Genomic DNA, 21590 nt, shown 5'->3' with positions numbered 1-21590 from the left:
CTCCTTACAGCACTTCAGGCGCTAGGGAAATGATCTTCATGAACTTCTCAGTACGAAGTTCACGAGTTACCGGCCCGAAGATACGCGTGCCGATCGGCTGTTCGTTGGTGTTGTTCAACAAAACTGCCGCATTTCCATCGAAACGGATCAGCGAACCGTCACTACGACGGACGCCACTACGGGTACGAACGACTACCGCTTTCAGCACTTGGCCTTTTTTGACCTTACCGCGCGGAATCGCTTCTTTCACCGTTACTTTAATGACGTCACCAACGCGGGCGTAACGACGGTGTGAACCGCCTAGCACCTTGATGCATTGCACCCGGCGCGCTCCGCTGTTGTCGGCGACATCCAGCATTGTCTGAGTCTGAATCATCGGTTTTCTCCAAACCTAATCTGACTGCACTGGTTGGACAGACGCAGGGGTTAACCTTTGGCCTGCTCGACCACCTCGACCAGCGTCCAGGCTTTCTTCTTGGAAAGCGGACGGCACTCCTGAATGGAAACCGTATCGCCTGCCTTTGCCTGGTTCGCCTCATCATGGGCGTGCAGCTTGGTGGAGCGCTTAACGTATTTTCCGTAGATCGGGTGACGCTCACGACGCTCGATCATAACGACGATGGACTTATCCATCTTGTCGCTGACCACCTTGCCGGTCAGCGTACGTGTTTTCTTCTCTTCGGCCATCTCAATCACCTGCCTTCTCGTTGAGCACAGTCTTAACGCGGGCGATATCCCGACGGACCTGCTTGAGCAGATGAGTCTGGCTCAGTTGGCCAGTGGCCTTCTGCATGCGCAGGTTAAACTGCTCGCGGAGGAGCTCGAGGAGCTGCTCTTTGAGCTCTCCTGCGGACTTTTCACGAATTTCCTGGGCTTTCATCACATCACCGTCCGTTTCGCAAAGGTGGTGGACAGGGGCATCTTCTGGGCGGCCAGTTCAAATGCTTCACGGGCCAGCTCTTCGGATACACCTTCAATTTCGTACAGGACCCGACCCGGCTGGATCTGGGCTACCCAGTACTCAACTGAACCTTTACCCTTACCCATACGAACTTCGAGCGGCTTCTTGGAGATCGGCTTGTCAGGGAATACGCGGATCCAAATCTTACCGCCACGTTTGACGTGACGTGTGATCGCACGACGGCCGGCTTCGATCTGACGCGCAGTGATGCGGCCACGACCGGTTGCTTTGAGACCGTACTCCCCGAAGCTGATCTTGCTTCCGCGATGCGCCAGGCCACGGTTGCGGCCTTTCATCATCTTGCGGAATTTCATACGCTTGGGCTGTAACATCGACTCGCTCTCCCCTTACCTGGAACCTTTCTTCTTGGGCGCGTTGCCGGCAGGCTGCTGTTGCTTAGCCTTGGCACGTACTTCCTCGATACCGCCGAGGATTTCGCCCTTGAAGATCCACACTTTGACGCCGATGACGCCGTAGGTGGTGTGAGCTTCGTAAGTGGCGTAGTCGATGTCCGCACGCAGAGTGTGCAGCGGAACGCGACCTTCGCGGTACCATTCGGTACGTGCGATTTCGGCACCACCCAGACGACCTGACAGCTGAATCTTGATGCCGCCAGCGCCAAGACGCATTGCGTTCTGTACCGCGCGCTTCATGGCACGACGGAACATCACGCGACGCTCAAGCTGACCGGCTACGTTGGCAGCGACCAGCTTGGCATCCAGCTCCGGCTTGCGAACTTCTTCGATGTTCACATGAACCGGTACACCCATCATCTCGGTCAGATCACGACGCAGACGGTCGACATCTTCACCTTTTTTACCAATCACGATACCCGGACGGGCAGTGTGGATGGTGATGCGGGCATTGTTCGCCGGACGCTCGATGTGGATGCGGCTTACGGAAGCGTTTTTAAGACGCTCTTCCAGGAAGCTGCGCACTTCGAGATCGTTGTTGAGCTTATCGGCATAGGCGCCGCGCTCGGCATACCAGACAGAAGCATGGTCTTTGACGATGCCCAGTCGAATGCCTGTTGGATTGACTTTCTGACCCATCTGGTCGACTCCTACTTCTCGGCTACCTTGACGGTGATGTGGCAGGTGCGCTTCAAGATACGATCCGCACGGCCTTTGGCGCGCGGCTTGATACGCTTGAGCGTCATGCCCTCATCGACGCAGATGGTCGAGACACGCAGCTCGTCGATGTCCATGCCGTTGTTTTCTTCCGCATTCGCGATGGCGGACTGAAGCACTTTCTTGACCAGTTTGGCAGCCTTCTTCGGGGAGAAGGTCAGCAGGTCAAGCGCTTCGGCGACCGGTTTACCGCGCACCTGGTCAGCCACCAAACGGGCCTTCTGTGCGGATAAAGCAGCGCCACTCAGCTTAGCTGTGACTTCCATCTCTTAATCCTCTCTGGCTTACCGTTTGGCTTTCTTGTCCGCCGCATGCCCGCGATACGTGCGAGTGGCAGCGAATTCGCCCAGCTTGTGGCCAACCATTTCCTCGGAAACATGCACCGGGACGTGTTGGCGACCATTATGGACAGCGATTGTGAGGCCTACCATGTTTGGCAGGATCATCGAACGACGCGACCAAGTCTTGATCGGTTTACGGTCGTTCTTCTCCACTGCAGCCTCTACCTTCTTCAAAAGATGAAGGTCAATGAAGGGACCTTTCTTTAGTGAACGTGGCACAGCCGTTACCTCTTAATGTCTTGGCAATTTAGATCAACGTGTCTTATTACGACGACGAACGATCAGCTTGTCGGTGCGCTTGTTCTTACGCGTCTTGTGACCCTTAGTCGGTACGCCCCACGGGGATACCGGGTGACGACCACCACTGGTGCGGCCTTCACCACCACCGTGCGGGTGATCCACCGGGTTCATCGCGACACCACGAACAGTCGGACGCACACCTCTCCAGCGCTTCGCACCGGCCTTGCCAAGTTGACGCAGGCTGTGCTCGGAGTTGCTCACTTCACCCAACGTTGCGCGGCACTCTGCCAACACTTTGCGCATTTCGCCAGAGCGAAGACGCAGCGTGGCGTAGTTACCTTCACGAGCAACCAGCTGAGCGCTAGTACCGGCACTGCGAGCAATCTGCGCGCCTTTACCCGGCTTCAGCTCGATACCGTGAACGGTAGAACCCAGCGGGATGTTGCGCAGCGGCAAGGCATTGCCTTTCTTGATGGGCGCGTTAACACCAGATTCCAGCACGTCACCCGCGCTGACACCTTTCGGTGCAATGATGTAACGACGCTCGCCATCGGCATACTTCAGCAGTGCAATGTGCGCACTGCGGTTCGGGTCGTGCTCCAGACGCTCAACGGTGGCCGGGATGCCATCTTTGGTGCGTTTGAAGTCGATCAACCGATAGTGATGACGGTGACCACCGCCCACGTGGCGGGTGGTGATGCGACCGTAGTTGTTACGGCCACCGGACTTGGACTGTTTTTCCAAAAGCGGCGCATAAGCACGGCCTTTGTACAGTTCCTCACCAACGATCTTGACGACGTGGCGACGACCGGCGGATGTGGGTTTGGTCTTGACGATTGCCATTATCCGTACTCCTGCCCTTATTCGGCGCCAGAGAAGTCTTCGAGCGTTTCACCCGCAGCCAGGGTCACATACGCTTTGCGGTAACCCTTACGCAGGCCAACGCCGTGAGCAGTACGCTTAGTTTTACCCTTGACGTTCAGCACCTGAACGCTGCCGACCATCTTGCCGAACAGTGCTTCAACGGCTTTCTTGATCTCGGGCTTGGTAGCATCGCTTGCCACCTTGAAAACGTACTGGTTGCGCTCGGCTGCCATCGCGGCCTTTTCGGTCACGTGCGGTCCAAGCAGAACCTTGAATACGCGTTCCTGGTTCATGCCAGCTTCTCCTCGAATTTACGCAGGGCGGAGACGGTGACCAGGACCTTATCAAAGGCAACCAGGCTCACCGGATCAGCTGCAGCGACATCCACCACGTCAACGTGGGGAAGGTTGCGTGCGGCCAGATAGAGCGTTTCGTCGACTTCTTCAGTGACGATCAACACTTTCTCAAGGTTGAGCTCTTTCAGCTTGGCAGCGACCTGCTTGGTCTTCGGCGCTTCTACGCTGAACTCTTCAACAGCGACCAAGCGCTCTTGACGTACCAGCTCAGACAGGATGGAACGCATCGCCGCGCGGTACATTTTGCGGTTAACTTTCTGGGTGTAGTCCTGAGGACGCGCCGCGAAAGTCACACCGCCGCTGCGCCACAGCGGAGAGCGGATAGTACCGGCACGTGCACGACCGGTACCCTTCTGACGCCACGGCTTTTTACCACCACCACGTACGTCGGAACGGTTCTTTTGAGCGCGCGTACCCTGACGGCCACCAGCCAAGTAGGCAGTAACGACCTGGTGCACCAGCGCTTCGTTGAATTCTTTGCCAAAAGTGGCGTCGGCTACTTCAACGGTACCCGTGCCTGCAGCAAGATTCAGATTCATTGGTAATTATCCCCTTCAGCCAGCTTTCACGGCGCTGCGAACGATAACGTCGCTACCGGTAGCACCCGGTACTGCGCCCTTGATCAGCAGCAGGTTACGCTCGGCGTCGACACGGACGATCTCAAGGCTCTGTACGGTGCAACGGGTGTTACCCATTTGACCGGCCATTTTCTTGCCTTTAAATACGCGACCCGGTGTCTGACACATGCCGATAGAACCCGGCGCACGGTGCGACAGGGAGTTACCATGGCTGTTGTCTTGGGTACGGAAGTTCCAGCGCTTAACAGCACCCTGGAAGCCTTTACCCTTAGAGGTGCCGGTCACGTCAATCATTTGACCAGCTTCGAAGAGGGATACGGTGAGTTCGCCACCCACTTCAGGAGCTTCTTCGCCTTCTGCAAGGCGGAATTCCATCAGTGAACGACCAGCCTCAACACCCGCCTTGGCAAACTGTCCAGCTTGCGCTTTGGTGAGGTGCTTGGCTTTACGAGAACCTGTAGTCACCTGAACCGCTGCGTAACCGTCAGACTCGATGGTCTTGACGCGTGTTACACGGTTAGGATCAACTTCAATAACGGTCACGGGCACGGATGCGCCATCTTCGGTAAAGACACGGGTCATCCCGGCCTTTTTACCGACTAAACCGATAGTCATACTCAGTCTCCTATAGTGTACGGGGCTATCACCCGCTATGGCTGCCCTTTCCAGAGCATTCCACTAGCACATTGTGTGGCGCCTCACGGCGCGGCGGCTGCTGCTCAAACATGTTCAATGAGCGCTGGGCCGCAAAGTGTCTAGTGTATTAGTCGAGCTTGATTTGCACGTCTACGCCAGCGGCGAGGTCGAGCTTCATCAGCGCATCAACGGTTTTCTCGGTCGGCTCAACGATGTCGAGCACACGCTTGTGAGTACGAATCTCATACTGATCACGCGCATCTTTGTTGACGTGCGGTGAAATCAGGATGGTATAGCGCTCGCGGTTGGTCGGCAGCGGGATCGGACCACGAACCTGAGCACCAGTACGCTTAGCGGTTTCAACGATCTCCGCTGTGGACTGATCGATCAGGCGATGGTCGAACGCTTTCAACCGAATGCGAATCTTTTGGTTCTGCATTTGCCCTAAACTCCAATGGATGTCGACGGCGCGAGCCGTCTACCCACGCATTCAAAGGATGCGCATTATAGGCACGCCAACAGCACATGTCAAACATTTGCGATTGGTGCGCAGAAAAGGGGGCTCACAAGAGCCCCCTCTTATCATCAAGTAATCAGATTACTTAACGATTTTGGCCACAACGCCAGCACCAACGGTACGACCACCTTCGCGGATCGCGAAGCGCAGACCGTCGTCCATAGCGATCGGAGCGATCAGGGTAACAACCATTTTCACGTTGTCGCCCGGCATGACCATTTCAACGCCTTCCGGCAGTTCACAAGTACCGGTAACGTCAGTGGTACGGAAGTAGAACTGCGGACGGTAGCCTTTGAAGAACGGGGTGTGACGACCACCTTCTTCTTTGGACAGCACGTATACTTCGGCTTCGAAGACAGTGTGCGGGTTGATGGTGCCCGGCTTCGCCAGTACCTGACCACGCTCAACGTCATCACGCTTAGTACCACGCAGCAGCGCACCAACGTTCTCACCTGCACGACCTTCGTCGAGCAGCTTACGGAACATTTCTACGCCAGTAACAGTGGTTTTGGTGGTGTCGCGGATACCCACGATTTCCACTTCTTCACCGGCTTTAACGATACCGCGCTCTACACGACCGGTAACAACGGTACCACGGCCAGAGATAGAGAATACGTCTTCGATCGGCATCAGGAACGGCTGGTCGATAGCACGCTCCGGCTCAGGGATGTAGTCATCGAGAGCTTTGATCAGGTTAGCTACCGCAGTAGTACCCATGCCGTTCTCGTCTTCACCGTTCAGTGCCATCAGGGCAGAACCAGTGATGATCGGCGTGTCGTCACCCGGGAAGTCGTACTCGGACAGAAGTTCACGAACTTCCATCTCGACCAGCTCGAGCAGCTCTTCGTCATCGACCATGTCCGCTTTGTTCAGGAACACAACGATGAACGGAACGCCAACCTGACGAGACAGCAGGATGTGCTCACGAGTCTGCGGCATGGGGCCGTCAGCGGCAGAACATACCAGGATCGCGCCGTCCATCTGGGCAGCACCGGTGATCATGTTCTTGACGTAGTCAGCGTGTCCCGGGCAGTCAACGTGCGCGTAGTGACGCACTTCAGACTGGTATTCAACGTGAGATGTCGCGATGGTGATACCACGCTCACGCTCTTCCGGAGCGTTATCGATGGTATCGAATTCACGCCAGTCGCCGCCGAAAACCTCAGCAGACACGCGGGTCAGGGCCGCTGTCAGAGTCGTTTTACCGTGGTCGACGTGACCGATGGTGCCGACGTTGACGTGCGGTTTGGAACGTTCAAATTTTTCCTTAGCCACTGCTATAACCTCTTTACGTTAGCTAACGGTTAACCGTTTTGGTTGATGACGGCTTCAACGACGCTGGAGGGCGCCTCCTCGTACTTCGCGAACTCCATAGAGTAGCTCGCACGGCCCTGGGTTTGTGAGCGCAGATCGGTTGCATAACCGAACATCTCACCCAGTGGCACCGTTGCACGAATGACTTTACCAGAAGAGGAGTCATCCATGCCCTGCACCAGGCCGCGACGACGGTTCAGGTCGCCCATGACGTCACCCATAAACTCTTCGGGGGTCACGACTTCGACCTTCATCACCGGCTCCAGCAGCACGGCCTTGGCCTTCCTGGCACCTTCTTTCACTGCCATAGAAGAAGCAATCTTGAACGCAGTCTCGTTGGAGTCCACGTCATGGTAGGAACCATCGAACAGCGATACTTTAACGTCGATCATCGGGTAGCCCGCGATGACACCGTTTTGCAACTGCTCGAAAGCACCTTTCTCAACCGCAGGTACGTATTCCTTCGGAACCACACCACCTACGATCTCGGAGTTGAACTTGAAGAAGATCTCTTCTTCGCCTTCACCCTTCTCTTCTGCAGTCAGCGGCTCGATACGCAGCCACACGTGACCGTACTGACCACGACCACCGGACTGACGTACGAACTTACCTTCCTGCTCGACGCTGCCACGAATCGTTTCACGGTAGGCAACCTGCGGCTTACCGATGTTCGCTTCTACCTTGAACTCGCGACGCATACGGTCAACGATGATGTCCAGGTGCAGCTCGCCCATACCAGAAATGATGGTCTGGCCGGTCTCTTCGTCGGTCTTGACCTGGAAAGAGGGGTCTTCCTGGGCCAGTTTACCCAGTGCAACGCCCATCTTCTCTTGGTCGGCCTTGGACTTCGGCTCAACGGCAACCGAGATTACCGGATCCGGGAACTCCATGCGCTCGAGAACGATTTTGTTATCGATGTCGCACAGGGTGTCACCTGTCGTGACGTCCTTCAGACCGATACAAGCAGCGATGTCGCCTGCGAGTACTTCTTTGATCTCTTCGCGAGAGTTGGCGTGCATCTGAACGATACGACCAACACGCTCTTTCTTCTGTTTGACGGAGTTGTAGACGCCATCACCAGATTTCAGAACACCCGAGTAGACGCGGATGAAGGTCAGCGTACCAACGAAGGGGTCGGTGGCAATCTTGAACGCCAGAGCGGCGAACGGAGCGCTATCGTCTGCTTCACGCGTCGCGACGGTGCCGTCTTTATCGTCCAGCTCACCCTCGATGGCCTTAACTTCTGTCGGCGAAGGCATGTACTCGATAACGCCGTCCAGCACCGCCTGAACACCTTTGTTCTTGAAGGCAGAACCACAGGTAACCAGGACGATTTCGTTAGCCAACGTACGAGCACGCAGACCCGCCTTGATTTCAGCGACGGTCAGCTCGCCTTCTTCAAGGTACTTGTCCATCAGCTCTTCGGAAGCTTCGGCAGCGGCTTCGACCATCTGCTCACGGTACTCTTCAGCGGTCTCTTGCAGCTCCGCCGGAATGTCCACGAGCTCGAAGTTCATGCCCAGGCTCTCTTCGTCCCACAAGATGGCTTTCATCTCGATCAGGTCGATAACGCCTTTGAAGTCTTCTTCCGTGCCCCAGTTGATCTGGATCGGCACGGCGTTGGCACCCAGACGCTCTTTGAGCTGGTTGACCACCATGAAGAAATCAGCGCCGGTACGGTCCATCTTGTTGACGAAAACCATACGCGGAACTTCGTATTTGTTGGCCTGACGCCATACGGTCTCGGTCTGCGGCTGAACGCCGGAGGAACCGCACAGTACGACGACCGCGCCATCGAGAACACGCAGAGAACGCTCAACTTCGATGGTGAAGTCAACGTGCCCGGGGGTATCGATGATGTTGATGCGGTGCTCGTCGAACTGCTTACTCATGCCCTGCCAGAAACAGGTCGTCGCAGCTGAGGTGATAGTGATACCACGCTCCTGCTCCTGCTCCATCCAGTCCATGGTCGCCGCACCATCGTGCACTTCACCCACTTTGTGGGAAAGGCCGGTGTAAAACAGTACGCGCTCGGTTGTTGTGGTTTTACCCGCATCAACGTGTGCCACGATACCGATATTGCGATAACGCTTAAGTGGAGTCTTGCGTGCCACGGTGAAACTCCCGTTAGTTGGCGATGCTCGTTAATCCAGCGGTGTACTTTTTGCTTATGCCACCGCCGCCATCGACAACGATAGCGGCGGCGTGTTGCAACATGACGAAAATCTTTCCCACCACACCACAACTGGCAAAAAGCGACACAAACTTAGAAGCGCCGAGCTTAGAAACGATAGTGAGAGAAGGCCTTGTTGGCTTCTGCCATGCGGTGAACGTCTTCACGCTTCTTAACGGCAGAACCTTTACCTTCAGCGGCATCCAGCATTTCACCTGCCAGACGCTGAACCATCGTTTTTTCACCGCGACGACGCGCAGCGTCTACCAGCCAGCGCATGGCTAGCGCTTGACGGCGTGACGGACGAACTTCAACCGGCACCTGATAGGTCGCACCACCTACGCGGCGAGACTTCACTTCGACCATCGGCTGGATGGTTTCCAGCGCCTTGTCGAAGATTTCCAGCGGCTCTTCTTTACTACGCTCGGCAACCTTGTCCAACGCACCGTATACGATGCGCTCAGCTACGGACTTCTTGCCACTGACCATCAGGTGGTTCATGAACTTCGCCAGACGCTCACTTCCGAACTTGGGATCCGGCAGGATTTCGCGTTTAGCTACAACTCTTCTTCTAGGCATGATAAGCCCTCAATTAAGGATCCTTCAGGTAAACCCGGGACTCACGTCGCTTTTGCGCCGCCCGACCTTACTCTTATCAGACCGTCATATTCGTGTGAAAGGTAACGCCGCAGCGCTGCACGCTGCGATAAGCCGTCTTAGGACTTCGGACGCTTAGTACCGTACTTAGAACGACCCTGCTTACGGTTCTGTACGCCAGAGGTGTCCAGGGCGCCACGAACGGTGTGATAACGCACACCCGGCAAATCCTTTACACGACCGCCGCGGATCAGAACAACAGAGTGCTCTTGCAGGTTGTGACCTTCACCACCGATGTAAGAAGACACTTCAAAGCCGTTGGTCAGGCGCACACGGCAGACCTTACGCAGGGCCGAGTTCGGCTTCTTAGGGGTAGTGGTGTAAACGCGCGTACATACGCCACGTTTTTGCGGGCATGCCTGAAGCGCAGGCACGTCACTCTTGGTGACGGGGCGCTTGCGCGGCTTGCGCACTAGCTGATTAATCGTTGCCATGGTGTTTAGCTGACTCCAATGGTTGCCTTAGCCTTTAACAAGTACTAGCAGCGGATGCGGGCGCACCCGCCCCACTGTTAAAGGCTGCGCATTCTAAAGGCTGACCCTAGGTGGCGTCAAGTCTTGCCGACGGATTCGCCGCCAAGACCGTGCTCTTTGGGCCAGCCACTCGTGTTGCTCGTTGTACCGGTGGTTACAGATCGTCGTCTGAATCCAGGGCGGTCAACTGAGCACCAAGCTCCTGCTCTACCTCGGTCGCCGAGGGGTTGAACAGACGCTCTACGTCTTCGCGCTTGCGACGACGCTCTGCGTGGTGGGTCAGACCGGTACCTGCCGGAATCAGACGTCCAACCACCACGTTCTCTTTCAGGCCGCGCAGGTAGTCGCGCTTGCCGGTGACCGCTGCTTCGGTCAGTACGCGGGTCGTTTCCTGGAACGACGCGGCGGAGATGAACGATTCAGTGGCCAAGCTGGCCTTAGTGATACCCAGCAGCAAGCGTTGATACTTGGCCGGGAACTTACCTTCTTTCTCGAGTCGTGCGTTCTGTTCGAGGACGCGCACGAGCTCGGCCTGGTCGCCGGTGATGAAGTCAGAGTCGCCGGAGTCGGTGATCTCTACCTTACGCAGCATCTGACGCACGATCACTTCGATATGCTTGTCGTTGATGCCAACACCCTGCAGACGATAAACGTCCTGGACTTCAGCCGTGATGTACTTGGCCAGTTCCGCAACACCCAGCAGACGCAGGATATCGTGCGGGTTACTGGGGCCATCGGAGATCACTTCACCCTTCTCGACCGCTTCACCTTCGAACACGGCGATTTGACGCCATTTCGGGATCAGCGCTTCGAACGGATCGCCAGATTCCGGGGTAATCGTCAGACGACGCTTACCTTTGGTCTCTTTGCCGAAGCTCACCACACCGCTGATTTCCGCCAGAATGGCAGACTCTTTCGGTTTACGCGCTTCGAACAGGTCGGCCACGCGCGGCAGACCACCGGTGATGTCCTTGTTACCAGACGCCTCGACCGGAATACGAGCAACGACTTCACCGACGCCGATGGTCGCGCCATCATCTACGGAGATAATCGAGTTGCCCGGCAGCAGGTACTGAACCGGCGTGTTGGAGCCGGATACAGAAACGTACTCGCCAGCAGCGTCTTTCAGCATCACCATCGGACGCTTGTCACGACCTGCCATCGGGCGTGCGGCCGATTCGATGACTTCGATAGACGATAGACCGGTCATCTCATCGACGCTGCGGTGCATGGTGACACCCTCGTCGAGATCGATGAACTGCGCCTTACCTTCTACCTCGGCAATGATCGGGTGCGTGTGCGGATCCCACTTGGCCACGACCGCACCGGCATCGACCACGTCACCGTCGCGTACGGAGAGCTCAGCACCGTAGGGCAGCTTATAGTACTCACGCTCACGACCGTGATCGTCGGCGACCGCCAGGGCGCTCGAACGAGACACCACGACCAGTTTGCCGTCGGCACGCTCAACGTGCTTGATGTTGTGCAGGCGCACTTTACCGCCGTGCTTGACCTGAACGCTATCCACCGCAGAAGAACGCGATGCCGCACCACCGATGTGGAACGTACGCATGGTCAGCTGGGTACCCGGCTCACCGATCGACTGGGCGGCGATAACACCGACAGACTCACCGATGTTGACCTGGTGGCCACGGGCAAGGTCACGACCGTAACAGGACGAACACACGCCGTGCGCGGTGTCACAGGTAATCGTGGAGCGTACGACGATCTCGTCCACGCCCATGGTGTCCAGCGACGCACACCACTTCTCGTCCAGCAGCGTGTTGCGCGGAATCAGCACTTCTTCCGTGCTCGGATCGACCACGTCCTGCGCGACGACACGGCCCAGTACGCGCTGAGACAGCGGTACGATGATGTCGCCACCCTCGATGATCGGGTGCAGCGTCAGGCCGTTTTCGGTGCCACAGTCAGTCTCGGTAATGACCAGATCCTGCGCCACGTCGACCAGACGACGGGTCAGGTAACCGGAGTTAGCCGTTTTCAGAGCCGTATCCGCCAGACCTTTACGTGCACCGTGGGTCGAGATGAAGTACTGCAGTACGTTCAGACCTTCACGGAAGTTGGCCACGATCGGCGTTTCGATGATCGAGCCATCCGGCTTGGCCATCAGGCCACGCATACCCGCCAGCTGGCGGATCTGGGCGGCACTACCACGGGCACCGGAGTCGGCCATGATGAAGACGCTGTTGAAGGAGTCTTGCTCGACTTCATTACCGTCACGATCGACGACCGTCTCTTTCGAGATGCCAACCATCATCGCCTTGGCCACTTTATCGTTGGCCTTGGACCAGATATCGATGACCTTGTTGTACTTCTCGCCTGCCGTTACCAGACCGGAAGAGAACTGATCTTCGATCTCTTTAACTTCTGCTTCTGCCGCGTCGACGATTTCGGTTTTGGCTTCGGGGATAACGAAGTCGTTCACACCGATCGAGGCACCGGACCAGGTCGCCAGACGGAAGCCGGTGTACATCAGCTGGTCTGCGAAGATGACCGTGGGCTTCAGGCCCGCACGACGGTATACCTCGTTGATCAGGCTGGAGATCGCCTTCTTCTTCATCGGCTGATCGATCAGCGCGAACGGCACGCCTTCCGGCAGAATGCGGAATAGCAGCGCACGACCCACGGTGGTGTCGTAAAGGCGACGATGCTCGGAACGCTCACCGGTCTCTTCGTCGACATCCACTTCATCCAGACGCACCTTGACGCGGGCATGCAGCGACACGGACTGAGTGCCGAACGCACGCTCCACCTCGTTGAGGTCAGAGAACACCATGCCTTCGCCTTTGGCGTTGATCTTCTCACGGGTCATGTAGTACAGACCCAGAACAACGTCCTGCGACGGGACGATGATCGGCTCGCCGTTAGCAGGCGACAGCACGTTGTTGGTCGCCATCATCAGCGCACGTGCTTCGAGCTGTGCTTCCAGGGTCAGCGGTACGTGGACCGCCATCTGGTCACCGTCGAAGTCGGCGTTGTAGGCCGCACAGACGAGCGGGTGCAGTTGGATAGCCTTACCTTCGATCAGCAGCGGTTCGAACGCCTGGATACCCAGACGGTGCAGCGTTGGCGCACGGTTGAGCAGTACCGGGTGTTCGCGAATAACGTCGGCCAGGATGTCCCACACTTCCGGCAGCTCGCGCTCGACCATCTTCTTCGCCGCTTTGATCGTGGACGCATGGCCCAGCGACTGCAGCTTGGAGTAGATGAACGGCTTGAACAGCTCGAGCGCCATTTTCTTCGGCAGACCACACTGGTGCAGACGCAGGGTCGGACCGACGGTGATGACCGAACGGCCAGAGTAGTCCACGCGCTTACCGAGCAAGTTCTGACGGAAGCGACCCTGCTTACCCTTGATCATGTCGGCCAGGGATTTCAGCGGGCGCTTGTTGGAACCGGTAATCGCACGGCCACGGCGGCCGTTGTCCAGCAGCGCGTCGACCGCTTCCTGGAGCATACGCTTCTCGTTGCGCACGATGATGTCCGGCGCGTTGAGGTCCAGCAGACGCTTCAGGCGGTTGTTACGGTTAATCACACGACGGTAAAGGTCGTTGAGATCCGATGTCGCGAAGCGGCCACCGTCCAGCGGTACCAGCGGACGCAGATCCGGCGGTAGCACGGGCAGCACTTCCATGACCATCCACGCCGGCGCATTGCCGGAGTGGTAGAACGCTTCCAGCAGCTTCAGGCGCTTAGACAGCTTCTTGATCTTGGTTTCAGAGTTCGTCTGCGGAATTTCTTCACGCAGATGGTTGATCTCTTCTTCCAGATCGATGTCTTTCAGCAGCTCTTGGACCGCTTCGGCACCCATGCGGGCGTCGAAGTCATCGCCGAACTCTTCCAGCGCTTCGAAGTACTGCTCGTCGTTGAGCAGCTGACCACGCTCCAGCGTGGTCATGCCGGGGTCGATGACCACGAAGCTTTCGAAATAGAGCACGCGCTCGATATCACGCAGGGTCATATCGAGGAACATGCCGATACGCGACGGCAGAGACTTCAGGAACCAAATGTGAGCGACCGGCGATGCCAGCTCGATGTGGCCCATGCGCTCACGGCGCACGGCTGCTTTGGTGACTTCGACGCCACACTTCTCACAGATAATACCGCGGTGCTTCATGCGCTTATATTTGCCGCACAAGCACTCGTAGTCTTTGACCGGGCCGAAAATCTTGGCGCAGAACAAACCATCCCGTTCCGGCTTAAAGGTACGGTAGTTGATGGTCTCAGGCTTCTTCACCTCGCCGAAGGACCAGGAGCGAATCATGTCCGGCGACGCCAGGGTAATCTTGATCGCGTCAAACTCTTCGGACTGAGATTGCGATTTGAGTACTTTCACCAAATCTTTCATTGGACGGCTCCTAGCTCTCTAACTCGATATCGATGCCCAGCGAGCGGATTTCCTTCACGAGTACGTTGAAGGATTCCGGCATGCCTGCCTGCATGGTGTGGTCGCCATCCACGATGTTCTTGTACATCTTGGTGCGGCCTTCGACGTCGTCCGACTTGACGGTGAGCATCTCTTGCAGCGTGTACGCGGCGCCATAGGCTTCCAGCGCCCACACTTCCATCTCACCAAAGCGCTGACCACCGAACTGCGCCTTACCACCCAGCGGCTGCTGCGTAACAAGCGAGTAAGAGCCGGTAGAACGCGCGTGCATCTTGTCGTCTACCAGGTGGTTGAGCTTCAGCATGTACATGTAGCCAACGGTCACCGGACGGTCAAACGCATCGCCGGTACGACCGTCATACAGCGTCATTTGGCCCGACTCCGGAATGTCCGCCAGCTTCAGCAGGTGCTTGATTTCGTGCTCTTTGGCACCGTCAAACACCGGCGTAGCCATCGGCACACCGCCTTTGAGGTTCTTCGCCAGCGCGATGACTTCGTCATCGGTCAGGGAGTCGATGTCCTCGACGCGGGTACCCGGCGTGTTATACACCTGGCCCAGGAAGTCGCGAATTTCAGCAACCTGCTGGCCGCGAGCATCACGCAGCATGGCGTCAATCTTGACCCCGAGACCACGTGCCGCCATACCCAGGTGGGTTTCCAGGATCTGACCAACGTTCATACGCGACGGTACACCCAGCGGGTTCAGCACCACGTCCACCGGCTCGCCCTTCTCGTCGAACGGCATGTCTTCGATGGGCATGATCGCGGAGATAACACCTTTGTTACCGTGACGACCGGCCATCTTGTCACCGGGCTGGATACGACGCTTCACCGCCATGTAGACCTTGACGATTTTCAGCACGCCCGGCGCGAGATCGTCGCCCTGGGTCAGTTTGCGCTTCTTGTCTTCGAAACGCTCGTCCATCTCTTTACGACGGTTTTCGAGCTGTTCGTCGGCCTGGGCCAGCAGCTCGTTGTACGACTCATCCTGCATGCGCAGCTTGAACCACTGCTGACGGGGCAGTTCGTCCAGGTACGCTTCGTCCAGCACGTCGCCTTTCTTCAGCTGCGGTCCACCGTTGACGGCTTGACCGGCCAGCGTGCGCTTCAGACGCTCGAAGGTGGCATCTTCGGCGATGCGGTAGGTCTCTTGAAGATCCTTACGCACTTCGTCCAGTTGCATCTGCTCGATGGAGAGCGCACGGGAGTCTTTTTCGACGCCGTCACGGGTGAAGACCTGAACGTCGATGACCGTCCCTTTCATGCCGGTCGGGGCACGCAAGGAGGTATCTTTTACGTCGGACGCTTTCTCACCGAAGATGGCGCGCAGCAGCTTCTCTTCGGGCGTCAGCTGGGTTTCGCCTTTGGGCGTAACCTTACCGACCAGAATGTCACCAGGGCCGACTTCGGCACCGATGTAGACGACGCCTGCTTCATCCAATTTGCCCAGCGCGGACTCACCGACGTTGGGAATATCGGAGGTGATCTCTTCCGGCCCCAACTTTGTGTCGCGGGACACACAGGTCAGTTCCTGAATGTGGATCGTGGTGAAACGGTCTTCTTGAACGACCCGCTCGGAGAGCAGAATGGAGTCCTCGAAGTTGTAGCCGTTCCAGGGCATGAACGCGATACGCATGTTCTGACCCAGCGCCAGATCCCCCATGTCGACGGACGGACCGTCGGCGAGGATATCGCCACGTGCCACGTTGTCACCAGGACGCACGATGGGACGTTGGTTCATGCAGGTGTTCTGGTTAGAACGGGTGTACTTGGTCAGGTTGTAGATGTCGACACCGGCTTCACCGCCGATGATTTCATCTTCGTTGACCCGCACCACGACACGACGCGCGTCGACGGAGTCAATGACGCCGCCACGGCGCGCCACGGCACACACGCCGGAGTCGCGTGCCACGAAACGCTCCATGCCGGTACCGACCAGCGGCTTGTCGGCGCGCAGGGTCGGCACGGCCTGACGCTGCATGTTCGCACCCATCAAGGCGCGGTTAGCATCGTCGTGCTCGAGGAACGGAATCAGCGCGGCGGCCACGGAGACGACCTGACGCGGAGACACGTCCATCAGCGTCACTTGCTCGGGACGCATAAAGGTCGTCTCGCCACGGTGACGTACCTGCACCAGGTCATCGCTCAGCTTGCCAGACTCATCCACGGCGGCAGAGGCCTGCGCGATAACGAAATCGCCCTCCTCGATCGCGGAGAGATGCACCACCTCATCGGTCACCTGGCTGTTGATGACTTTACGGTAAGGCGTTTCCAGGAAGCCGTAGCTGTTGGTGTGGCTGTACGTCGCCAGCGAGTTGATCAGACCGATGTTCGGGCCTTCCGGCGTTTCGATCGGGCATAGACGGCCATAGTGCGTGGCGTGTACGTCGCGCACTTCGAAGCCTGCACGCTCACGGGTCAGGCCACCCGGGCCGAGTGCGGACACACGACGCTTGTGAGTCACCTCGGAGAGCGGGTTGTTCTGGTCCATGAACTGAGACAGCTGGCTGGAGCCAAAGAACTCTTTCACCGCCGCCGCAACGGGCTTGGCGTTGATCAGGTCTTGCGGCATCAGGCCTTCGCTTTCCGCCATGGAAAGACGCTCTTTCACTGCGCGCTCGACACGCACCAGACCGACGCGGAACTGGTTCTCGGCCATTTCGCCCACACAGCGAATACGACGGTTACCCAGGTGATCGATATCGTCCACGTCGCCGAAGCCGTTACGAATATTGATCAGCTCGCGTAGCACATCGAGGATGTCTTTACGATCCAATACGCCAGAGCCCGTGTCGCTTTCACGACGCAGACGACGGTTGAACTTCATCCGACCAACGCCCGACAGGTCGTAGCGGTCTTCGGTGAAGAACAGGTTGTGGAACAGCGTCTCGGCAGCCTCTTTGGTGGGCGGCTCACCGGGGCGCATCATGCGGTAAATTTCAACCAGCGCTTCCAACTGTGAGCCGGTCGTATCCAGCTTCAGGGTGTCGGAAATGAACGAACCACAGTCGAGGTCGTTGGTGTAGAGGGTTTCGATATGCGTGATACCGCCCTGCGCCATACGCTCCAGGACTTCCGGAGTGATTTCCGTATTACACGGACAGATCAGCTCACCGGTTTTGGTATCGATCTGGTCTTTGGCCAGCGTTTTGCCGAACAGGTACTCCATCGGCACTTCCAGACGCTCAAGACCCGCTTTTTCAAGCTGACGAATGTGCTTCTGGGTAATGCGGCGCCCTTCTTCCACAATCACGTTGCCTTCGCCATCTTTGATGTCGAAGGTGGCCGTTTCGCCGCGCAGGCGTGACGGTACCAGCTCCACAGAGAAACCGGTCTTCTCGATGTGGAATTTGCTGGTTTCAAAGAACTCCGTCAGGATCTCTTCGGTGCTCATGCCCAGCGCACGCATCAATACTGACGCCGGCAGTTTGCGGCGACGGTCGATACGAACGAAGACGTTGTCTTTCGGGTCGAACTCGAAGTCGAGCCAAGAACCACGGTAAGGAATCACGCGAGCAGAGTAGAGCAACTTACCAGAAGAGTGGCTCTTGCCTTTGTCGTGATCGAAGAACACACCGGGCGAGCGGTGGAGCTGGGAAACGATAACCCGCTCAGTACCGTTGATCACGAAGGTACCGTTCTCGGTCATCAGGGGGATTTCCCCCATGTAGACTTCCTGCTCTTTGATATCCTTGATGGCCTTGTTCGAAGAGTCGCGATCATAGATGATCAAGCGAACCTTGACACGCAGCGGAGCGGAATAGGTCACGCCACGCAGCTGACACTCTTTGACATCGAATGCCGGCGTACCGAAACGGTAGCTGACGTACTCCAGGGCCGCATTACCTGAGAAGCTCTCGATCGGGAACACGGACTTGAACGCCGCGTGCAGGCCAACCTCGTGGCGCTCGTCGGGCGAACGATCCTGCTGGAGAAAGTCGTAGTAGGAATCAAGCTGGATGGCCAGCAAGTAAGGCACATCCATCACTTGGGGCAGTTTGCCGAAATCCTTGCGGATGCGTTTTTTCTCAGTATATGAGTAAGCCATCTGTATTCCCCAGCTTGTTCACCATGGGTGACCGATGCGTGGTCATCTGCCCCGCGGGCGTTTCAGACGCAGACAGCAAGCTCCTAAATCGGTAGCTCGCCGTCAAAAATCTTGATAGATAACAGTGTTACAGTAGTGCTGTTCGCGCTTTGCTGTCGCTTGCTAACATCACTCGCGCTTCACAACTTACGCGTTACAACAACGTACGCTTCACAACAACGGTCTTACTGTTTTGCTGCTTTTTACCGCAGCGCTTCTGCTGTTGCCTTGCAGCATATTACAACAGAAAAAGGCCGGCAGCGGGATAGCCCGCCGCCAGCCGTGGAAGCTTACGCAGCGCGTAAAGCCATCAGCACAAGGATTACTTGAGCTCGACGGTTGCGCCCGCTTCTTCCAGCTTCTTCTTAGCTGCTTCAGCGTCTTCTTTAGACATGGCTTCTTTGATGGTCGCCGGCGCGCCGTCAACGGCACCTTTGGCTTCTTTCAGGCCAAGACCGGTGATTTCACGAACGGCTTTGATGACGTTAACTTTCTTGTCACCAGCAGATGCCAGTACCAGGTCAAACTCGGTCTGCTCTTCAGCAGCTGCTTCGCCGCCAGCAGCCGGGCCAGCCATAACGGCCGCCGCTGCAGAAACGCCGAACTTCTCTTCCATCGCTTCGATCAGCTCGACAACTTCCATTACGGACATGTCGGCTACAGCATTGATGATATCGTCTTTGGTCAGTGCCATTGTTTCATTCCTAACTTTGCGGGAGTCTCGGTCGACCGAGAACTCAGGGTTCATTGCTTGGTTCAGGCAGCGTTGCGATCACATCGTTCACGCCGCCTGCAAGAAACGCTGCTTAGGCAGCTTCGGCTTCTTGCTTCTGGTCGCGCAGGGCGGCCAGAGTACGAACCAGCTTGCCAGCGGAGGCTTCTTTCATGACCGACATCAACTTGGCAATGGCCTCGTCGTAAGTCGGCAGGGTTGCTAGACGATCGATGTCAGCAGCCGGAATCAGCTCACCTTCGTAGGCCAGCGCTTTGACTTCGAAGTTCTTCTCGTCTTTAGCGAACTCTTTGAACAGACGAGCGGCAGCGCCCGGGTGTTCGGTAGAGAAAGCCAACAGAGTAGGACCAACAAAGCTCTCGTTCAGACACTCCCACTGAGTGCCTTCGAGTGCGCGGCGAGCCAGCGTGTTACGAACAACACGAAGCTCAACACCGTTCTCACGGGCCTGCTTACGCAGATCGGTCATCTTGCTGACCGTAACGCCACGAGAATCGGCAACTACGACGGAGAGTGCGCCCTTGGCCGCTTCACTGACCTCGGCAACAATCGCTTTCTTGCCTTCAAGTGCTAGTGGCACAGTGATCACTCCTTCGTGCCGGAACCCATAAAGGCTCCGGTGGTTACCATCTCTTCCAAGACATACTGCTCACCTTGGAAGCCTTAGGGGATGGTGCTCACCAGAAAGCGGCTTGCGAAAAGCGTTAACCAACTGGCGGCCACACCATCTGCGCAGGCGCTCTAAGGCGATTAAGCCGCCCAATCTTCAGTAGATCTGGCGGCACCTGCGGTCTTTGACGGCGCCTCGACCGGCTGAGCCAGACGAGGGACCGCAAAGTTCTTGCTCGGTACTTACTAAAAACCTGCCGACGACTCGCTTATACCAGCGCAGAGTGGTCGATGGTCAGACCCGGGCCCATGGTAGTGGACAGGGTGATTTTCTTAAAGTAGATACCTTTAGAGGAGCTCGGCTTGAGCTTCTTCAGGTCAGCTACCAGCGCTTCCAGGTTGCCCTGAACGGAAGCTGCGTCAAAGTCCACTTTACCCAGGGTAGTGTGGATGATGCCGTTCTTGTCGGTACGGAAACGCACCTGACCCGCTTTGGCGTTCTTGACCGCAGTCGCCACGTCAGGCGTTACAGTGCCTACTTTCGGGTTCGGCATCAGGCCGCGCGGGCCAAGAATTTGGCCCAGCTGACCCACAACGCGCATCGCATCCGGAGAAGCGATAACGACGTCGAAATCCATCACGCCTTTTTTGACTTGCTCAGCCAGATCGTCCATACCCACGATGTCAGCGCCGGCTTCTTTAGCAGCATCAGCGTTAGCACCCTGGGTGAAGACCGCTACGCGTACGTCTTTGCCAGTACCGTTAGGCATAACGGTGGCACCACGTACAACCTGGTCAGATTTACGCGGATCGACACCCAGGTTGATCGCAACGTCCAGAGACTCTTTGAATTTGACAGTCGACAGCTCGGACAGCAGCGCAACGGCTTCTTCCAAAGAGTATGCTTTATTCGGGTCTACTTTCTCGCGAATGACTTTCGCGCGCTTAGACAGTTTAGCCATGATCAGAGACCCTCCACGTTTAAGCCCATGCTACGAGCGCTACCAGCGATGGTGCGCACTGCGGCATCGAGATCAGCAGCCGTCATATCCGGCTCTTTGGTTTTAGCGATCTCTTCGAGCTGCTCGCGAGTCACGGTACCAACTTTCTTCTTGTTCGGCTCACCAGAACCTGACTTGATGCCCGCTGCTTTTTTCAGCAGCACGGCAGCAGGCGGCGTCTTGGTGACGAACGTGAAGCTGCGGTCAGAGTAAACAGTGATCACGACAGGCGTCGGCAGACCCGGCTCAATTTCTTGAGTGGCAGCGTTAAACGCCTTACAGAATTCCATGATGTTCACGCCGTGCTGACCCAGCGCGGGGCCTACGGGCGGACTCGGGTTGGCTTTACCTGCAGCAACCTGCAGTTTGATGTAAGCCTGTACTTTCTTGGCCATGGTAAATACTCCAGTTGGGTGATAGCGCCTGACGGCTCCCCGGTACGCGTAAAGCAGCGCTGGGCTGCTTTACATGAATCCAGGGTGGCACGCACTGCGCACCACCCTGCAACATCT

The 21590-nt window shown here is 57.0% G+C and carries 22 protein-coding genes; all 22 read right to left on the bottom strand.

The features are described from left to right. Positions 1 to 4: 4 nt before the first annotated feature. The 22 genes from rplN to rplK all read right to left on the bottom strand — a co-directional run bounded on the left by rplN (position 5) and on the right by rplK (position 21473). On the bottom strand, positions 5 to 376 hold the full coding sequence (gene rplN / locus CTT34_RS00955; RefSeq protein WP_146803726.1) for a 50S ribosomal protein L14: 372 nt from the start codon (positions 374 to 376) through the stop codon (positions 5 to 7). A 50-nt stretch (positions 377 to 426) separates the two neighbouring features. After that, positions 427 to 687 (bottom strand): 30S ribosomal protein S17, encoded by a 261-nt coding sequence (gene rpsQ / locus CTT34_RS00950; RefSeq protein WP_009723897.1) that lies wholly within the window; start codon positions 685 to 687, stop codon positions 427 to 429. A gap of 1 nt (position 688) precedes the next feature. Beyond that, a complete protein-coding gene (gene rpmC / locus CTT34_RS00945) occupies positions 689 to 880 on the bottom strand; it encodes a 50S ribosomal protein L29 (RefSeq protein ID WP_027337514.1) in 192 nt (63 codons plus the stop codon). Beyond that, positions 880 to 1293, bottom strand: coding sequence for a 50S ribosomal protein L16 (gene rplP / locus CTT34_RS00940; protein ID WP_007112000.1), 414 nt, complete (start codon positions 1291 to 1293; stop codon positions 880 to 882). Before rplP ends, rpmC begins: the two co-directional genes overlap by 1 nt. A gap of 15 nt (positions 1294 to 1308) precedes the next feature. Next, complete coding sequence (gene rpsC / locus CTT34_RS00935) at positions 1309 to 2013, bottom strand: 30S ribosomal protein S3 (RefSeq protein WP_018917731.1); 705 nt, start codon at positions 2011 to 2013, stop codon at positions 1309 to 1311. A gap of 11 nt (positions 2014 to 2024) precedes the next feature. Next, entirely contained in the window at positions 2025 to 2357 is a 333-nt protein-coding gene (rplV, locus tag CTT34_RS00930; protein ID WP_044628831.1) for a 50S ribosomal protein L22, read from the bottom strand. Between the two features lie 18 nt (positions 2358 to 2375). After that, entirely contained in the window at positions 2376 to 2651 is a 276-nt protein-coding gene (rpsS, locus tag CTT34_RS00925; protein ID WP_009098993.1) for a 30S ribosomal protein S19, read from the bottom strand. 33 nt (positions 2652 to 2684) lie between these two features. Then, positions 2685 to 3515, bottom strand: a complete 831-nt coding sequence (gene rplB / locus CTT34_RS00920; RefSeq protein WP_044628832.1) for a 50S ribosomal protein L2 — start codon at positions 3513 to 3515, stop codon at positions 2685 to 2687. Between the two features lie 17 nt (positions 3516 to 3532). Next, positions 3533 to 3829, bottom strand: a complete 297-nt coding sequence (gene rplW / locus CTT34_RS00915) for a 50S ribosomal protein L23 (RefSeq protein WP_159340661.1) — start codon at positions 3827 to 3829, stop codon at positions 3533 to 3535. After that, positions 3826 to 4431, bottom strand: coding sequence for a 50S ribosomal protein L4 (gene rplD, locus CTT34_RS00910; RefSeq protein ID WP_139527871.1), 606 nt, complete (start codon positions 4429 to 4431; stop codon positions 3826 to 3828). Before rplD ends, rplW begins: the two co-directional genes overlap by 4 nt. A gap of 15 nt (positions 4432 to 4446) precedes the next feature. Further along, complete coding sequence (gene rplC, locus CTT34_RS00905) at positions 4447 to 5085, bottom strand: 50S ribosomal protein L3 (protein ID WP_044628835.1); 639 nt, start codon at positions 5083 to 5085, stop codon at positions 4447 to 4449. Between the two features lie 148 nt (positions 5086 to 5233). Continuing rightward, on the bottom strand, positions 5234 to 5545 hold the full coding sequence (gene rpsJ / locus CTT34_RS00900; RefSeq protein WP_009098983.1) for a 30S ribosomal protein S10: 312 nt from the start codon (positions 5543 to 5545) through the stop codon (positions 5234 to 5236). Positions 5546 to 5704: 159 nt separating this feature from the next. Then, positions 5705 to 6898, bottom strand: coding sequence for an elongation factor Tu (tuf, locus tag CTT34_RS00895; protein ID WP_139527870.1), 1194 nt, complete (start codon positions 6896 to 6898; stop codon positions 5705 to 5707). A gap of 29 nt (positions 6899 to 6927) precedes the next feature. Continuing rightward, positions 6928 to 9051 carry an elongation factor G gene (fusA, locus tag CTT34_RS00890; RefSeq protein ID WP_159340660.1) on the bottom strand — a complete coding sequence of 708 codons (2124 nt, stop codon included), beginning with the start codon at positions 9049 to 9051 and terminating at the stop codon, positions 6928 to 6930. A 167-nt stretch (positions 9052 to 9218) separates the two neighbouring features. After that, positions 9219 to 9689: a 30S ribosomal protein S7 gene (gene rpsG, locus CTT34_RS00885; protein ID WP_016915771.1), complete on the bottom strand. Its 471-nt coding sequence runs from the start codon at positions 9687 to 9689 to the stop codon at positions 9219 to 9221. A gap of 137 nt (positions 9690 to 9826) precedes the next feature. Further along, positions 9827 to 10201, bottom strand: a complete 375-nt coding sequence (gene rpsL, locus CTT34_RS00880; RefSeq protein ID WP_009098973.1) for a 30S ribosomal protein S12 — start codon at positions 10199 to 10201, stop codon at positions 9827 to 9829. A gap of 193 nt (positions 10202 to 10394) precedes the next feature. Beyond that, on the bottom strand, positions 10395 to 14609 hold the full coding sequence (gene rpoC / locus CTT34_RS00875; RefSeq protein ID WP_159340659.1) for a DNA-directed RNA polymerase subunit beta': 4215 nt from the start codon (positions 14607 to 14609) through the stop codon (positions 10395 to 10397). Positions 14610 to 14619: 10 nt separating this feature from the next. Next, positions 14620 to 18696, bottom strand: a complete 4077-nt coding sequence (rpoB, locus tag CTT34_RS00870) for a DNA-directed RNA polymerase subunit beta (protein WP_159340658.1) — start codon at positions 18694 to 18696, stop codon at positions 14620 to 14622. A 361-nt stretch (positions 18697 to 19057) separates the two neighbouring features. Further along, entirely contained in the window at positions 19058 to 19429 is a 372-nt protein-coding gene (gene rplL, locus CTT34_RS00865; protein ID WP_139527866.1) for a 50S ribosomal protein L7/L12, read from the bottom strand. Between the two features lie 112 nt (positions 19430 to 19541). Beyond that, a complete protein-coding gene (gene rplJ, locus CTT34_RS00860) occupies positions 19542 to 20048 on the bottom strand; it encodes a 50S ribosomal protein L10 (protein ID WP_044628843.1) in 507 nt (168 codons plus the stop codon). A 298-nt stretch (positions 20049 to 20346) separates the two neighbouring features. Further along, positions 20347 to 21039 carry a 50S ribosomal protein L1 gene (gene rplA, locus CTT34_RS00855; RefSeq protein WP_159340657.1) on the bottom strand — a complete coding sequence of 231 codons (693 nt, stop codon included), beginning with the start codon at positions 21037 to 21039 and terminating at the stop codon, positions 20347 to 20349. 2 nt (positions 21040 to 21041) lie between these two features. Then, positions 21042 to 21473 (bottom strand): 50S ribosomal protein L11, encoded by a 432-nt coding sequence (gene rplK, locus CTT34_RS00850; RefSeq protein WP_139527863.1) that lies wholly within the window; start codon positions 21471 to 21473, stop codon positions 21042 to 21044. Positions 21474 to 21590: the final 117 nt, after the last annotated feature.

The sequence above is a fragment of the Halomonas meridiana genome, assembly GCF_009846525.1.
Taxonomy (GTDB): Bacteria; Pseudomonadota; Gammaproteobacteria; order Pseudomonadales; family Halomonadaceae; genus Vreelandella.
This window is presented reverse-complemented; position numbering and strand designations above follow the sequence as displayed.

Coding starts and splice junctions, on each gene's coding strand:
- rpsL (WP_009098973.1), bottom strand. CDS start 10,201: ATGGCAACGATTAATCAGCTAGTGCGCAAGCCGCGCAAGCGCCCCGTC.
- rplC (WP_044628835.1), bottom strand. CDS start 5,085: ATGACTATCGGTTTAGTCGGTAAAAAGGCCGGGATGACCCGTGTCTTT.
- rplD (WP_139527871.1), bottom strand. CDS start 4,431: ATGAATCTGAATCTTGCTGCAGGCACGGGTACCGTTGAAGTAGCCGAC.
- rplB (WP_044628832.1), bottom strand. CDS start 3,515: ATGGCAATCGTCAAGACCAAACCCACATCCGCCGGTCGTCGCCACGTC.
- rpoC (WP_159340659.1), bottom strand. CDS start 14,609: ATGAAAGATTTGGTGAAAGTACTCAAATCGCAATCTCAGTCCGAAGAG.
- rpsG (WP_016915771.1), bottom strand. CDS start 9,689: ATGCCTAGAAGAAGAGTTGTAGCTAAACGCGAAATCCTGCCGGATCCC.
- rpoB (WP_159340658.1), bottom strand. CDS start 18,696: ATGGCTTACTCATATACTGAGAAAAAACGCATCCGCAAGGATTTCGGC.
- rpsC (WP_018917731.1), bottom strand. CDS start 2,013: ATGGGTCAGAAAGTCAATCCAACAGGCATTCGACTGGGCATCGTCAAA.
- rplN (WP_146803726.1), bottom strand. CDS start 376: ATGATTCAGACTCAGACAATGCTGGATGTCGCCGACAACAGCGGAGCG.
- rplK (WP_139527863.1), bottom strand. CDS start 21,473: ATGGCCAAGAAAGTACAGGCTTACATCAAACTGCAGGTTGCTGCAGGT.
- rplA (WP_159340657.1), bottom strand. CDS start 21,039: ATGGCTAAACTGTCTAAGCGCGCGAAAGTCATTCGCGAGAAAGTAGAC.
- rpsJ (WP_009098983.1), bottom strand. CDS start 5,545: ATGCAGAACCAAAAGATTCGCATTCGGTTGAAAGCGTTCGACCATCGC.
- rpmC (WP_027337514.1), bottom strand. CDS start 880: ATGAAAGCCCAGGAAATTCGTGAAAAGTCCGCAGGAGAGCTCAAAGAG.
- rplV (WP_044628831.1), bottom strand. CDS start 2,357: ATGGAAGTCACAGCTAAGCTGAGTGGCGCTGCTTTATCCGCACAGAAG.
- rplW (WP_159340661.1), bottom strand. CDS start 3,829: ATGAACCAGGAACGCGTATTCAAGGTTCTGCTTGGACCGCACGTGACC.
- rpsQ (WP_009723897.1), bottom strand. CDS start 687: ATGGCCGAAGAGAAGAAAACACGTACGCTGACCGGCAAGGTGGTCAGC.
- rplL (WP_139527866.1), bottom strand. CDS start 19,429: ATGGCACTGACCAAAGACGATATCATCAATGCTGTAGCCGACATGTCC.
- rplP (WP_007112000.1), bottom strand. CDS start 1,293: ATGTTACAGCCCAAGCGTATGAAATTCCGCAAGATGATGAAAGGCCGC.